This window comes from Paenibacillus sp. ov031 (genome assembly GCF_900143165.1).
GTDB classification, from domain to species: Bacteria; Bacillota; Bacilli; order Paenibacillales; family Paenibacillaceae; genus Paenibacillus; species Paenibacillus marchantiae.
Genome location: NZ_FRDO01000001.1, coordinates 374,614 through 388,038, shown reverse-complemented (window position 1 = coordinate 388,038; position 13,425 = coordinate 374,614). Strand labels below are relative to the sequence as shown.

At 46.4% G+C, this 13,425-nt stretch carries 11 protein-coding genes; all 11 read right to left on the bottom strand.

The window, feature by feature from the left end:
- Window positions 1-71: 71 nt before the first annotated feature.
- Window positions 72-341: a 30S ribosomal protein S15 gene (gene rpsO / locus BUA17_RS01710; RefSeq protein WP_056700672.1), complete on the bottom strand. Its 270-nt coding sequence runs from the start codon at window positions 339-341 to the stop codon at window positions 72-74.
- A gap of 159 nt (window positions 342-500) precedes the next feature.
- Window positions 501-1,427: a bifunctional riboflavin kinase/FAD synthetase gene (locus BUA17_RS01705; RefSeq protein ID WP_240321501.1), complete on the bottom strand. Its 927-nt coding sequence runs from the start codon at window positions 1,425-1,427 to the stop codon at window positions 501-503.
- A gap of 78 nt (window positions 1,428-1,505) precedes the next feature.
- Window positions 1,506-2,429, bottom strand: a complete 924-nt coding sequence (gene truB, locus BUA17_RS01700) for a tRNA pseudouridine(55) synthase TruB (protein ID WP_063566374.1) — start codon at window positions 2,427-2,429, stop codon at window positions 1,506-1,508.
- Window positions 2,423-3,400: a DHH family phosphoesterase gene (locus BUA17_RS01695; RefSeq protein ID WP_064639046.1), complete on the bottom strand. Its 978-nt coding sequence runs from the start codon at window positions 3,398-3,400 to the stop codon at window positions 2,423-2,425. Before BUA17_RS01695 ends, truB begins: the two co-directional genes overlap by 7 nt.
- A 19-nt stretch (window positions 3,401-3,419) precedes the next feature.
- A complete protein-coding gene (rbfA, locus tag BUA17_RS01690) occupies window positions 3,420-3,779 on the bottom strand; it encodes a 30S ribosome-binding factor RbfA (protein WP_063566376.1) in 360 nt (119 codons plus the stop codon).
- 25 nt (window positions 3,780-3,804) lie between these two features.
- Window positions 3,805-6,390: a translation initiation factor IF-2 gene (infB, locus tag BUA17_RS01685; protein WP_063566377.1), complete on the bottom strand. Its 2,586-nt coding sequence runs from the start codon at window positions 6,388-6,390 to the stop codon at window positions 3,805-3,807.
- Window positions 6,383-6,712, bottom strand: a complete 330-nt coding sequence (locus tag BUA17_RS01680; RefSeq protein WP_029880929.1) for a YlxQ family RNA-binding protein — start codon at window positions 6,710-6,712, stop codon at window positions 6,383-6,385. The genes infB and BUA17_RS01680 overlap by 8 nt, the downstream gene beginning before the upstream one ends.
- A complete protein-coding gene (locus BUA17_RS01675) occupies window positions 6,702-7,010 on the bottom strand; it encodes an RNase P modulator RnpM (RefSeq protein ID WP_053783828.1) in 309 nt (102 codons plus the stop codon). Before BUA17_RS01675 ends, BUA17_RS01680 begins: the two co-directional genes overlap by 11 nt.
- 26 nt (window positions 7,011-7,036) lie before the next feature.
- Window positions 7,037-8,134, bottom strand: a complete 1,098-nt coding sequence (nusA, locus tag BUA17_RS01670) for a transcription termination factor NusA (RefSeq protein WP_063566378.1) — start codon at window positions 8,132-8,134, stop codon at window positions 7,037-7,039.
- 123 nt (window positions 8,135-8,257) lie between these two features.
- Window positions 8,258-8,719 carry a ribosome maturation factor RimP gene (gene rimP, locus BUA17_RS01665; RefSeq protein WP_062326086.1) on the bottom strand — a complete coding sequence of 154 codons (462 nt, stop codon included), beginning with the start codon at window positions 8,717-8,719 and terminating at the stop codon, window positions 8,258-8,260.
- 259 nt (window positions 8,720-8,978) lie between these two features.
- Entirely contained in the window at window positions 8,979-13,298 is a 4,320-nt protein-coding gene (locus BUA17_RS01660) for a PolC-type DNA polymerase III (protein ID WP_072732413.1), read from the bottom strand.
- Between the last annotated feature and the right edge of the window lie 127 nt (window positions 13,299-13,425).

Sequence of the window (13,425 nt, the reverse complement as noted above, 5' to 3'; positions counted from 1 at the left end):
GCTCCGCTTGTCCTTTTAGACAAAGGAATGACGGATAACAGCCAGGTTGATTTTGAAAACATGTACGATAATTAACGACGCAATCCGAGTTTTTCGATCAGTGCGCTGTAACGTTTAACATCTTTGTTTTTCACGTAAGCCAAAAGCTTACGACGTTGACCTACCATTTTCAAAAGTCCACGACGTGAGTGGTGGTCTTTCTTGTGTGTACGCAAGTGGTCTGTCAAACTTCTGATGTTTTCCGTAAGGATAGCAACTTGCACCTCAGGTGATCCAGTATCGGACTCATGAGTTTTGTGCTCGTCGATCAGTTGTTGTTTACGTTCTTGAGTCAATGCCATCCTATTCACCTCCTTCATTATAATCGCCATTAGCCTCGTCACCGCCGGTGAGAGCAAGTAACCAAGCCAAGGTTATGTGTTGTCTCAAACGACAACGTAGTACATTATATCATAGTTGCCCAGACAAAGTAAATGTAAACATGTATTTTGTCCTGAGCCTTACGATAATAGGCGGGCGGCGGTTAATGCATCTTCACGAATCTGACTGATCAAAGCATCAATCGAGTCAAATTTTCGCTCTGCACGAATGTAGTGAACGAGATCAACCTTTAATTCCTGGTCATATATCTGCCCATCAAAATCAAGCAAGTGCACCTCAAACGTAGGTTTCATCCCGTTTTCGTGAAAGGTAGGTTTCACACCAAGGTTCATGACGCCACGCAGTTCTTGCTCCCCATACTGCACACGAACAGCGTAAACACCTTTCGCTGGCGTAACATAATGATCCGTAAGTTCAAGGTTAGCGGTAGGGAAACCAATGGTCCGCCCACGCTTCTCTCCATGAATTACGATTCCCCTGATGCTGTAAGGTCGTCCGAGCCATTGACTGGCTTCGTCCATTTCTCCACGCTTCAACAGGCCACGAATGAGAGAACTGCTTACCTTCTCGCCATTTAACAGGAATGGAGGCACAGTCTCCACCGTCATTTCGCCTTCTCCCAATGTGCGAAGAAGCTGCTCATCCCCTGCTCCCTTGTGACCGAAGCGGAAGTCAAAACCAACTACCGCTGTTCGAGTCTGAAGCGGAAGCAGCAGATCATGTGCGAATTGCTGCGGCGTCAACCTTGAGAACTCCTCATTGAATTCGACCACGTAGAGCACGTCTACACCCATCCCTGCCAGGATGTCTTCTTTATCTCTCAAGGGAGTTAGATAACCCTCGTAATCCCCTTTGCGCATAACTTCCTTCGGATGAGGATGAAAGGTCATCACCGCTGCCTGCATGCCCGTTTCGCGTGCAATGCGGACAGCTGACAAAATGACACTTGCATGTCCGAGATGCAGCCCGTCAAATTGACCGATCGCGAGCACTTGGGGATGTGTGCCCTGAACAGCCGATTGTAACGTCTGCGGATAGGTTAGCATTACGGTTTTCACAATCATTCACCTGCATTTCACTTGATAGGCCAGGCTTGAGTACCACCACTCAAACCAGGAACCTCTTTATTCCGGCAAAAAGACTTTAACAGCTCTCACCGTTGCTTTCAATTCATCCCGCTCAAATATCCCCAGAAACGTCCCATCCTGATCATATAACCGCAGTAGACCAGGTTGTTCTGCAGGCGGTTCGAGCAAACGCGCCGATAATTTCTGGCCCTGAAGTGCTCCCTTGGTCTGATCCGCACCCACCGTATGAGCCGGAATGGAAGAGATGGCTTCATCAACTGGAATCAACACCTCGGCTAACGTTCCATCGATCATGCGTTGTTCCACTTCTTCAAAATGAAGGCAATGATCAGCAGAAATCCCAGCCGATATCGTACGCTCCAGGTGTAGCATGGTGGACGGATATCCCAATTTTTTGCCGATATCCACGCATAACGTTCGAATGTATGTCCCTTTGGAACATAAAGCACGGAACGATATATCCGTAGTGTCGCCTTGATTCTCAATTCCTGTCAATTCCAGCTCATAGATCGTAACTTCCCGACTCTTGCGCTCTACCGTTTTTCCTTCACGAGCTAACTCGTAAAGACGTTTCCCATCCACTTTGACTGCAGAATACATAGGTGGAACCTGTGAGATGGTGCCCAGGAATTGCTCCAGCACCTGCTCAACCTGCTCCTGTGTCACCTTAACAGCCGTCTCCGACCGCTCAATAACTTCACCTGTCATATCCTCCGTGTCAGTAGACAGACCCAGTCGTAGCGTTGCCAGGTATTCCTTGGGAAGCTCCTGCATGTACTCCACCACACGTGTTGCACGTCCTAGGCAAAGCGGTAGTACGCCAGTAACTTGCGGGTCCAAAGTGCCTGTATGACCAATACGTTTCATTTTGAGAATGCGACGCATTTTGGCCACAACATCATGAGAAGTAAATCCCGCTGGTTTATACACCGGAAGTACACCTTCAAATGGTTTTACCATTGAGCATTCACCTGCTTCAGCACTAGTTCCACGATATCTTTCAACTTGCCCTCTACGCGACATCCAGCTGCGAGTACATGTCCGCCTCCACCAAAGTTCTGTGCAAGCGAGGCAACATCAACTTTACCAGCTGACCGGAGAGATACTTTCACCGCATTATCATTGATTACTTTAAAAAAGATGCCCACTTCCACACCTTGAATGTTACGTGGGTAATTGACTACCCCTTCAAGATCTTCATTAGCTGCACCACAAGCAATCATGTCTTCAGGTGTAATGACCACCCAGGCAATCTTGCCATCGTCAGTCATTTGCAGGCTTGAGAGTGCCTGGTTCAATATACGGACTTGTGGGAGCGTAACCTGCTCAAGCAAAATCTGTGCAAGATAAGGTCCATCCACACCATGTTCAAGCAATTTGGATGCAGTGGTCATCACATTAGGACTCGTATTCGCATAGCGGAATCCACCTGTATCTGTTAGCAATCCTGTATAGACTGCTGTAGCCACATCTTTATTCCACTTCACTGGGAAAAGATTGAGGAAATCAAACAGAATTTCAGCCGTTGCTGCTGCGTCTGGCTTAATGATGTTTACTGTTCCATACGCGTCATTGGTCGGATGATGATCAATATTTAAAATGACAGCATCTTCTTCGAAATAATGACGAGTCAGGCCTACCCTGGAAAAGTCTGCACAATCCACACAGATAATCGCCTTATATTTCCGCGCCGGTGGTTGTTCGGTCATGTTCACGATCTTGCCAGCTTCCCACAGAAAATTCATGCGTTGTGGAATTTCACCTTCATTAATCATCGTGAATGTCTTGCCCAGACATGACAGCAGCCAGCCCACCGTTACCGTCGAGCTGACTGCGTCACCGTCCGGCTGTACATGCGACACGACCAGGTAATCATCATGCTCCAGCAGAAATTGCTTTCCGTCCTGAAGCGCCTGTTCATAAGTGTGCATTGCCGTCTCCTTTATTCTGTTACTGGGATTCGTTCTTGTCGGTACCGATATCACCAAGCAGCTTCTCAATTCGGCTGCCATATGCAATAGATTCGTCAATCTTGAATATCAACTCGGGAACATGTCGAAAACGGATACGCTTGCCCAGTTCTGAACGCAAAAATCCATTTGCTTTTGCCAGCGCTTTAAGCGAATTATCCTTTTGTTCCTGTTCACCGAAGACACTCAGATAAACTTTGGCTTGCGACAAGTCGCCTGTCACTTCGACTCCCGTTACGGTAATAAAGCCGATACGAGGATCTTTCAGTTCAGACTGGATAAGCAGACTTAATTCTTTCTTGATCTGCTCGCCCACTCTACCTGTACGAATCTTAGCCATTGTTGTTCACCTCATGCTTCCTTGCTTATCGTTGTACTGTCTCCATAATGAAGGCTTCGATAACGTCGCCTTCTTTGAGATCATTGTATTTATCCAGCGTGATACCGCACTCGTAACCTTGGGCTACTTCTTTGGCATCATCTTTATAACGTTTCAGGGAATCCAGCTTGCCTTCGTAAAGGACGATGCCATCACGAATCAGACGTGCTTCCGCGGAACGCGTAATTTTACCGGAGGTAACCATACATCCAGCAATGGTACCGACTTTACTAATGGAGAACGTGCTACGAACTTCAGCATGACCGATTACTTTTTCTTTGTAAATCGGATCAAGCATACCTTTCATCGCTTGTTCAATTTCTTCGATAACGCTGTAGATAACGCGATGCAGACGAATGTCTACTTGCTCTTGATCTGCAGTCGCTTTCGCCTGATTATCAGGACGAACGTTGAAACCAATCACGATGGCATTGGATGCTGCAGCCAAAATGATGTCAGACTCTGTGATTGCACCAGCGCCGCTATGAATGATTTTCACGCGTACACCTTCAACTTCGATCTTCGCAAGGGAACCTTTCAATGCTTCAACCGAACCTTGTACGTCACCTTTGATGATTACGTTCAGATCTTTGATTTCACCGTCTTTGATGTGTTGGAACAGATCATCCAATGTCACACGTGTATTTGTACCCAAATCGGATTCACGTTGTGTAATGGCACGTTTGTCGGCGATAGAACGCGCTTTACGCTCATCTTCAAACACCATAAACGGATCTCCCGCACCTGGAACTTCAGTCAGACCAGTAATTTCTACAGGTGTTGAAGGTCCAGCTTCTTTTAAACGGCGACCTTTGTCATTTACCATCGCACGTACGCGACCGAAGCAGTTACCTGCAACAAAAGCATCTCCGACTTTCAGTGTACCGTGCTGTACGAGAATACGGGCAACTGGGCCACGTCCTTTATCCAGCTCGGCTTCGATCACTGTACCACGGGCACGTTTGTCCGGGTTTGCTTTGTACTCATTCACTTCTGCAACGAGCAGGATCATTTCAAGCAGACCTTCTAGACCGATTCTTTGTTTCGCCGAAACGTTAACAAAGATGGTGTCGCCGCCCCACTCTTCCGGAACGAGTTCATAGTTGGTCAATTCTTGTTTTACTTTATCCGCATCTGCACCCGGCTTGTCAATTTTGTTGACAGCTACGATAATTGGCAGCCCAGCAGCTTTGGCATGGTTAATCGCCTCAACGGTTTGTGGCATAACACCATCATCTGCAGCTACAACAATAATTGTAATATCCGTAACCTGTGCTCCACGTGCACGCATAGCAGTAAACGCTTCGTGACCTGGTGTATCTAGGAACGTAATTTTTTTGTTGTTAATTTCAACTTGATAAGCACCGATATGCTGCGTGATACCGCCTGCTTCTCCGCCCGTTACATTCGTTGAACGAATCGCATCAAGCAATGTTGTTTTACCATGGTCAACGTGACCCATGATCGTAACTACCGGAGGACGAGACTGCAAATCAGCAGGATCATCATTCTCTTCAAGTGTTTCGAAGCGGTCATCTTCAAGGACAATTTTCACTTCAACCTCAACACCGAACTCTCCAGCAAGCAGCAGGATTGTTTCGATATCAAGCTCTTGGTTAATCGTTGCCATTACACCCATCGCAATGAGTTTTTTGATAACTTCGGAAGCATCTTTATGGAGCAACTTCGCTGTTTCACCAACAGTCATGTCACCACGTACGATGATTTTCTTAGGTGTGTTATCAATTTTCTCACGTTGTTGGTACTGTTGTTGATTTCTGTTGCGATTGTTCTTACCGCCACGATTACCGCGGAAGTTGCCGCCACGGTTATCGTCATAACGACGTCCACCGCCACCGCTGTTCGAACGGTTGCCGCTATTATTGTTGCTGTTGCCGGAATTACCTTGGCCGCCTCTGCGTTGGCCTTGTCCTGAGCTCTGTCCTTGGCCACCAGTACGGTTGCCGCCAGTGCCAGTGTTGCCACTGCTAGTCGGTCCTGCGCTTCTTGTTTGACCGCCACCGCTATTCGATGGACGTTGACCTGTACTTTGCGGACGGGATGCTGTACTGCTTTGTCCACCTTGAGCTGGTCTTGGACGATTACTTGATTGTCCTCCTTGGCTTGAGCCTTGGGAAGAGTTCGTTCTGTTGCGGCTGTCTTGGCCGCTAGGTCTTTGGGAGCCATTGTTATTGTTGGAATTTGGTCTATTGTTCATACCTACCTGCTTTTCCTGTTGTATTTTTGTTTGTACGGGACTACCGGATGGGTTACTGCTATTCGGCGTGTTCACTCCGCCGGCCGGCTTGTTGCTGTCCACTGTTTTGTCACTGCGCACTGACGAAGTAGCAACGGATTTTGCTTCGTTACTTTGTTTGGAAGCGGCAGTGGATTTTATATCTTTAAAAAATTGTTCCACCTTACCGACTGAACCATTCTCCATGACACTCATATGATTGTTTACGGGAATATCCAGCTTTTTAAGAATGGTTATAATTTCTTTACTACTCATATTGAGGGACTTCGCATATTCATAAACTCGCAATTTATCCTTGTTTTCCTGTTTACTCAATATACTCCACCTCCGACATTATACCGACTTGCTTGGAGATCATTTTTGCAAACCCTCGATCCGTTACTGCAAGAACAACCCGCGTTTCTTTACCGATACTTGAACCCAGACTATCCCGGTCAAATCCGATCACCAGTGGAACTTTATATGTCCCGCATTTGTCGCGAAATTTCTTTTGTGTATTGGCCGAGGCGTCACCCGCAACAATAACCATTTTAGCTTCGGAAGAACGGATCGCTTTAAGTACAATTTCTTCACCTGTCACAAGTTTGCCTGCACGCATGGAGAGTCCCAGATAAGACAATGTTTTATTATTCATCATGTTCACGCTCCTGTGCTGCTATGAATTCGTCCTCTACCGCAACGAAATCAGCTGCCAATTGCTCATAAATTTCCGGTGAGACTTTGCCCTTTAGCGCCCGATCCAAAGACCGGTTTTTGAGTGCAAGCTTAAAACAGGACTCTTTGCCGCATAAATAAGCACCACGTCCGGACTTTTTGCCAGTCAAATCGATCAGCACTTCATCCTCTGGCGTTTTAACGATACGGATCAGCTGCTTTTTGGGCATCATTTCCTGACACGCCACACATTTGCGCAGCGGTACTTTTTTAGTTTTCATACGTTAGCGCCCCCCCGTGCTTTACTTTAGTCGACGGAGACGGAATCTTGGTGCATTTCCGAAGAAGAATCTTTCTCTCTGCCGAATTCCTGTTCCGCCTGGCTCTCGCTCTTAATGTCGATTTTCCAGCCGGTCAGTTTGGCTGCCAATCGGGCATTTTGGCCTTTAATCCCAATGGCGAGGGACAGCTGATAGTCAGGAACAATAACCCGAGCCATCTTTTCTTCCTCGAATACTTGAACTTCCAATACTTTGGAAGGACTAAGTGCATTAGCCACATATTCGTCTACCTGATCGGAGAAACGAACGATGTCAATTTTTTCACCGCGCAGCTCACCCACAATGGTCTGCACGCGGATTCCCTTAGGACCTACACATGATCCAACCGGATCAACTTCCTCATTGCGGGAATGAACAGCAATCTTGGAGCGGAAGCCCGCTTCACGTGCGACGGAGCGAATCTCAACCACACCATCGAAAATTTCAGGTACTTCCAGTTCAAAGAGACGTTTCAACAAGCCCGGATGTGTACGGGACAAAATGATTTGCGGCCCTTTGGTCGTATTCTCGACCTTGGTGATGTAAGCTTTAATACGGTCACCATGAACAAACTTCTCGTTCGGCATCAATTCGGTCAGCGGCAATGCCGCTTCGATTTTGCCCAGATCGATGTAGATATTGCGCAAATCCTGACGCTGCACCACTCCCGTAACGATATCTTCTTCCTTATCAACGAAAGCGTTGTAGATCAGGCCGCGTTCGGCTTCACGAATCCGCTGGGTCACTACCTGTTTGGCAGTTTGTGCGGCGATACGTCCGAAATCACGCGGCGTAACTTCAATCTCCGCAATATCTTCCAGCTGGAAGTGTGGGTTGATCTCGCGTGCAGCAGGCAATGAAATTTCGGTACGTGAATCCAGGACTTCTTCCACGATCAATTTGCGGGCATACACCCGGATAACACCCGTATTGCGGTTCATGTCAACACGCACATTCTGGGCGGTGTTGAAATTACGCTTGTAGCTGGAGATGAGTGCTGCCTCGATCGCTTCAAACAGCACGTCCTTGCTGATCCCTTTTTCCCGCTCCAATTCATTCATTGCTTCAATAAAATCCATACTCATGAATGTTGATCCCCCTTTCAAACATGGCATCTCATACGTAAAACGGCGAAAGGCTCTAGACTCATGAGCACCTTGCCGTTATCGTGAGATGTGTCTTTTTTCATTAATAAGTGAACAAGGCACTTAAAACAGAATGGCCAGGCGCGCACTCGCAACCTTGTCATAAAGAATGGCATGCTGTTTCTTGCCTGCTTCGATCACAAGTTCCCCGTCATCAAAGGAAAGCAGCTTGCCTTCAAATTCCTTTATTCCATTTACCGGCTCGTAGGTTGTAACAAATACATTTTTACCTACGGATTTGGCAACGTCCTCTGGTTTTTTCAGTGGACGCTCCGCACCGGGAGAAGACACTTCAAGGAAATAGATGGTCGGAATCGGATCGTTCTCATCCAGCTTGGCGCTTAGCTTTTCGCTGATCAAGACACAATCATCGATGTCGATGCCACCCTCTTTGTCGACATACACCCGTAAAAACCAGTTGCTGCCTTCTTTGACGTATTCGATGTCAACCAGCTCGAAGCCTTGTTCGTTCAAGTAGGGTTGGATCATTTCTTCCACGGTAGATTTAATGTTCGTTGTGCTCAAAACCGATAACCTCCAACTTAGGTTACACCAGCAAATAATGACTGGCAATTTCTTCATTACCCAAGATTCTTGTATACCAAAGACTAAAGAGTGGGTTTCCCCACTCTTTAGAAATTCGTACTATCTCGTTCACTTCAAAAATTATAACATAGTCTGGTAATAGTGACAAGTAAGCGATCACTCAGCCATTTTAACTACTAATGAAGAAAAATTTACGTAATCACATCAAAGACCATAAATGGGTACTCAAAATGTCATTTTAGAACAAGGATAATTGATTGCTTTCCGGCAAACCGCGGAAGCATCCCATGCTCGTCAGCAATTCAACAATTGTTTTACTTGCTTTGGACTTCTGCTGGAAATCTTCAATCGAAAGGAATTCTCCATGCTCTCTTGCCGCAGCGATATTGCGTGCAGCATTATCCCCGATTCCTCCCAGGGCCGAAAACGGAGGAATAAGTGAATTTCCGTCAACAATAAACTTCGTCGCTTCCGAACGATACAGATCAATCGGCTTGAGCGAGAATCCACGTGCTGCCATTTCCAAAGCCATCTCAAGGACAGGCAGCATATTTTTTTCTTTTGGCGGTGCCTGGAAACCTAATTGTTCAATCTCTACGATCTTCCGATAGATAGGCTCATAGCCCTGACATACCAGTTCAATATCAAACTCATCCGCACGAACTGTGAAGTATGTCGCGTAGTATTCAATTGGGTGATACAGCTTAAAGAAAGCTGTACGTACTGCAGAGATAACGTAAGCGGCTGCGTGGGCCTTTGGAAACATGTACTGGATTTTAAGACAGGAATCAATGTACCATTGCGGCACTTTGCAATTTTTCATCTCATCAATCCATTCTTGCGGCAAACCACGTCCCTTACGCACACTCTCCGTAATTTTAAAGGCAAGACTGGCGTCCATGCCTGCTTTATAGATCAGGAACAACATGATATCATCCCGGCAACCAATCACCGTTTTGATGTTACAAGTTCCATTTTTAATTAGATCTTGTGCGTTACCAAGCCATACCCCCGTACCATGAGACAATCCAGAGATCTGGAGTAGATCGGCAAAAGACGAAGGCTGGGATTCGATAAGCATCTGACGTACAAACTTCGTCCCCATCTCTGGTACACCAAAAGTGGCAACTGGTGAACGAATCTGCTCTGGCGTAACGCCGAGTGCCTCGGTAGAGTTGAACATGCTCATAACCTTAGGATCATTCATCGGAATGGTCGTTGGATCGATACCTGTCAAATCCTGCAGCATCCGCATCATGGTTGGATCATCGTGCCCCAGAATATCGAGTTTTAGTAAATTCTCTTCAAAGGCGTGATAGTCAAAGTGTGTTGTTTTCCACTCCGCATTAACGTCATCCGCCGGGAATTGTACAGGCGTTACATCTTCCACTTCAATATAATCCGGTACAACAACAATACCACCGGGATGCTGTCCTGTACTACGTTTAACCCCGGTACAACCGGAGGCCAAACGGTTAAGTTCTGCTCCGCGCCATTTCTTATGATGTTCTTCCTCATATTTCTTGGCAAAACCAAATGCTGTTTTCTCAGCTACCGTACCAATTGTGCCCGCACGGAACACACTCTTTTCGCTGAAAAGCACCTTCGTATAGTTGTGGGCATGCGGTTGATAATCACCCGAGAAGTTCAAGTCAATATCGGGAACCTTGTCCCCTTTAAAGCCAAGGAAAGTCTCAAACGGAATATCCTGCCCTTCGCCTTTTAACCGGCCTCCACAATCAGGGCATTCTTTCTCAGGAAGGTCAAATCCACTCGGCACACTGCCGTCGAGGAACCACTCACTGTGCTTACACTCCGGATTCACACAAATATAGTGTGCTGGCAACGGATTAACCTCGGAAATGCCTAGGAAAGTAGCAACTACAGACGAACCAACCGATCCCCGGGAGCCGACTAGGTAGCCGTCCTGATTCGATTTTTTAACCAAACGTTCTGAGATCAGATAGTTGGCAGAAAAACCGTATTTGATGATTGGATTCAATTCTTTCTCCAGTCGTGCCACAATGACTTCCGGTAGTTCCTCACCATAAATCGACTTGGCAGTATTATAGCAGGTATTACGGATTTCATCGTCCGCACCTTCCAGAATCGGGGTGAACAGCTTGTCCGGGAACAACTTGATTTCCTCGAACCGATCCGCCAATTCAACCGTATTCGTAACAACGACTTCGTAGGCTTTATCTTGGCCCAGGTACTGGAACTCTTCCAGCATTTCATCCGTCGTTCTTAGGTGAGCATCGGGTTTACGTTGATCTTTGAGTGGGCTGAACCCTGTAATTCCGTGAATGGTGATATCCCGATATAGCTTATCGCGCGGCTCCAGATAATGCACGTTACCTGTGGCTATTACCGGTTTCCCCAATTTTTGACCAATGTCAACAACTTTACGAACAGCGAGCTTCAATTCCTCTGGTGTAGCCACCAGCCCTTTGTCCACCAAATGCATATACATTGTCAGAGGCTGGATTTCCAGAATGTCATAGAAATGCGCTATCTCTTCCGCCTCTTCAAGCGATTTGTTTAGCACAGCCTCGAAAAACTCACCTTTTTCACAACCGGATAAAATAATGAGACCTTCACGCAAATTGATCAGCTTTGACTTTGGAATACAAGGCACCCGTTTGAAATGCTCCGTATGAGAAAGTGATACCAGTTTATAAAGATTCTTTTTACCAACATCATTCAAAGCATAGATGCCGCAATGGAATGGACGGGTGTTAGAGAGATCAACTCCGACATAATCGTTAAGCCGATCAAGCATGGTCAGGCCTTTCATCTGGGCGGCATCATTAACCAATCCATTCAGTATACCTGCGAGCGCAATCGTATCATCAATCGCCCGGTGATGACTTTCCAGTGCTACTTTATATTTATCCGCCAGCGTATTCAGACGGTGGTTCTTCATTTTTGGATATAACAACCGTGCCAATTCCAACGTATCGAGGACAGGGTTCAGAAGCTCAGGCATACCAAGCTGTTTCAGCGAAGCCTGAATAAAGCCCATATCGAATCGCGCATTATGCGCAACCAATACGCCATCTCCGGCAAACTTCACAAAATCACGGATAACCGGTTCTAGCTCAGGTGCATCCTTCACCATTTCATCGTTAATGTTAGTCAACTGCTGAATGTTATATGGGATGCGCTCATGCGGATTTACAAACGTAGCAAAGCGGTCAATTTCTTTACCGTCCTCTACCTTCACAGCCGCAATTTCGATAATCTTGTTCTGGGTTACAGACAGACCTGTGGTCTCAATATCAAAGACGATATATGTCGCTGATTTGAGTTCCAATGGCTGTGGTGCCAGTACAACAGCAACTGAATCGTTCACCACATTGGCCTCAAGGCCGTAGATCATTTTAATTCCGTTTTTCTTGGCCGCTTTGGATGCCTCCGGATACACCTGCACACCGCCATGATCACTTACGGCGATAGCCTTGTGTCCCCATTCCGCTGCAGTTTTTACGTATTTGTCGATCGAAGTTACGGCATCCATTGTACTCATTGTGGAGTGCAAATGGAACTCAACCCGTTTCTCAGCTGCATTATCCTTACGGGATGGTGGTGCCTTTACTTCTACCAAGTCTGAAGGAATCATGGCAAGTTCCGGAATTTGCATAAACCGGTCGTATTCTACACGGCCACGCACTTTCACCCATTTTCCATTGGCCAGTAGGCTCAGGATTTTGACATCCTCTTTTGTTTTGGCAAACATCTTCATTTGCATGGAATCCGTGAAATCCGTCAGATAAAAAGTAAACAACGTATTCCCGTTCCGCAACTCCTTGCGATCCAGACCGAAGACCGTTCCCTGCAACGTAACCTTTTTCTCTTCATCCTGAATTTCCTGCATAGGTACAGGTGGTTCCTTGATCTCATATCCCATCTGTAAACGAACATCGCCCTGTTCTTCCTCTTCAGGCATTTCCGAGTCCACTTCACTCATCATCTGCTCAATAACTTTAAGCTCTTCTTCCCGCTTCTTGAGCTGGAATTGTTCCATCGCCTCTTTGTTGCTTTCAACCTCACCAACCAGCAATTTGACCCGCAAGGGCAGTTGAAAATACTTGTCATAAAAAGTAGTTATAGCTTGATCGATCTGTTTCTTCTTCGCAAGCTCCATCGACATGGCATCACTCATGGTCAATTGCAGCAGATCTGCTTCACATTCGAACTTGGTGCGGTTCATCCAACCATTAACGGATGGAATTTCCCTTGTAACCCATTCAAGGAACAAGTTCCAATACTCACTGACAATATCACCAATCTCGACCTGATCACTATATTTGAAACCAAACGTGATCTTGGAAATGTGATTCATTTTCTCCTGAATGTGCAGGCAAAATGTTCGATAGATTGGAGCAGGAACCAAGGTATCTTTTGCAATCACAATAGTCCAGTCGCGGTTGCTACGGCTTGTCTCCACCCGTTCAATCCATCCATCCAAAAAGTAGGGCTCTATTAGGCCAGCTGGAAGCTCCGTCTGTTTCATCAACAACTCAAATCGTTTTCTCTTCTCCTCGAATCCACTCATCGTGTTCCTCCTTGTACCCCCTTAAAACAGGAAAAGCCTCTGCATTCAAAAATGTCCCCGATCCGAACCCGCACCGACTCATTTTATCCGACAGAAGCTCTCCATTCCTTACGTCTTACGGTGAATA

Coding starts and splice junctions, on each gene's coding strand:
- rbfA (WP_063566376.1), bottom strand. CDS start 3,779: ATGGCTAAGATTCGTACAGGTAGAGTGGGCGAGCAGATCAAGAAAGAA.
- BUA17_RS01705 (WP_240321501.1), bottom strand. CDS start 1,427: ATGCTAACCTATCCGCAGACGTTACAATCGGCTGTTCAGGGCACACAT.
- BUA17_RS01695 (WP_064639046.1), bottom strand. CDS start 3,400: ATGCACACTTATGAACAGGCGCTTCAGGACGGAAAGCAATTTCTGCTG.
- BUA17_RS01675 (WP_053783828.1), bottom strand. CDS start 7,010: ATGAAAACTAAAAAAGTACCGCTGCGCAAATGTGTGGCGTGTCAGGAA.
- nusA (WP_063566378.1), bottom strand. CDS start 8,134: ATGAGTATGGATTTTATTGAAGCAATGAATGAATTGGAGCGGGAAAAA.
- truB (WP_063566374.1), bottom strand. CDS start 2,429: ATGGTAAAACCATTTGAAGGTGTACTTCCGGTGTATAAACCAGCGGGA.
- BUA17_RS01660 (WP_072732413.1), bottom strand. CDS start 13,298: ATGAGTGGATTCGAGGAGAAGAGAAAACGATTTGAGTTGTTGATGAAA.
- rpsO (WP_056700672.1), bottom strand. CDS start 341: ATGGCATTGACTCAAGAACGTAAACAACAACTGATCGACGAGCACAAA.
- BUA17_RS01680 (WP_029880929.1), bottom strand. CDS start 6,712: ATGATGAATAATAAAACATTGTCTTATCTGGGACTCTCCATGCGTGCA.